This window comes from Desulfovibrio sp. 1188_IL3213, from assembly GCF_036763145.1.
GTDB lineage: Bacteria > Desulfobacterota > Desulfovibrionia > Desulfovibrionales > Desulfovibrionaceae > Desulfovibrio.
Genome location: NZ_JBAIYR010000526.1, coordinates 1 through 1,398, shown reverse-complemented (window position 1 = coordinate 1,398; position 1,398 = coordinate 1). Strand labels below are relative to the sequence as shown.

Sequence of the window (1,398 nt, the reverse complement as noted above, 5' to 3'; positions counted from 1 at the left end):
GGGCAGGTGGCCGGCCAGCATGTCGGCCGTGTCCAGGCCGTGGCGTGCGGGGTTTTCGGCCGTAACCGGATAGTCCAGGTCATGCAGAAGCCCCGTGATGCTCCATAAGCTGGCATCTTCGCCCAGGCGGGTAGCCAGAGCGCGCATGATCGCCTCGGCAGCCAGGGCATGCTGCATGAGAGAGGGCGGCGTATTGTGGTCGGCCAGAAGTTTCAGTGCTTCGTCTCTTTGTATCATGGCATTGTCTCCCATATCTTTTACAATGTAGAACAGGGCAGTGGCGAAGGCAAGTCGGCCAGCGTACATTCGCTGGTCAGGCGCACGGCGTTCGCTACTGCCCCTGGCGCTTCAAGGTTCCGGCTCTCTGTGGGGGGCTGCCGGGACAGGCCCCGTGCATGGGCTCGACGTGGCGGCCGTTGCCTCCATGCCGCACTTGTCGCTGTGAAAAGGCCCCAGTGTTGACAGCGGGCGTTTTATGGCCGAAAAGAAACTCTTCGGAAATCGTCTCACAAGGTTTTGTATCGTGACCTTTATGCCCATATACGGCCTGCGTTTTCGCGCGTTGGGCCAGACAAGCTATTATAGCGGCCCTCCGGGACTCAGCCCGGGAGTGCATGTGCTTATCGAAGCCGAGCAGGGCTACGCTCTGGCACAGGTGGTTTCCGGCCCTGCGCGGCATTTGCCGGGACAGGAAAGCGAACCTTTACCCCATATTCTGCGGCTGGCAAGCCCGGAAGACGTCCGGCGCGGCGAAGCCAATGAACAGTTGAGCCGCGAGGCCCAGGCATTCTGCCGTCAGTGCATACGCCAGCGCAATCTGGACATGAAGCTTGTGGATGTGGAAGTTTTTTTCGACCGCAGCAAGCTGATTTTTTATTTTACCGCACCGTCGCGCATTGACTTTCGTGATCTTGTCAAAGATCTCGTGCGCGAATACCGCGCCCGCATCGAATTGCGCCAGATCGGTGTGCGTCATGAGACGCAGATGGTCGGCGCGGTGGGAAACTGCGGCATGGTATGCTGCTGCCGCCGTTATCTGCGTAAATTTGCTCCCGTGACCATCAGGATGGCCAAGGAGCAGAATCTTTTTCTTAATCCAGCCAAAATTTCCGGCATTTGCGGGCGGCTTTTGTGCTGCCTGTCCTATGAGCAGGAAAATTACGACCATTTTCACAGGAATTGCCCGCGCCTCGGCAAGAAGTACCAGACCGACAGGGGAGGCATGAAGGTTCTGCGGGCCAACATGTTTCGTAATTCCCTTGCTGTGCTTACCGAAGCCAATGAAGAGCTGGAACTGACGTTGGAAGAATGGCAGGCGCTTTCGCCGCATCGGCCCGAAGCCCCGCCGGCCCCGCAGGGCCAGCAGAACAAGCAGCCCCCCAAGCAGTCTGCCGGGGA

General features: G+C 58.8%; 2 protein-coding genes. One reads left to right on the top strand and one right to left on the bottom strand.

Going from position 1 to position 1,398, the window contains the following annotated elements:
- Positions 1 to 237 (bottom strand): HDIG domain-containing metalloprotein (locus V6C16_RS13295; protein WP_333543442.1); only part of this gene is annotated, 237 nt, incomplete at its 3' end.
- A 295-nt stretch (positions 238 to 532) separates the two neighbouring features.
- Here V6C16_RS13295 and V6C16_RS13290 point away from each other — a divergent pair.
- Positions 533 to 1,398: PSP1 domain-containing protein (locus V6C16_RS13290; RefSeq protein ID WP_333543441.1), on the top strand; the 866-nt coding region annotated here is incomplete at its 3' end.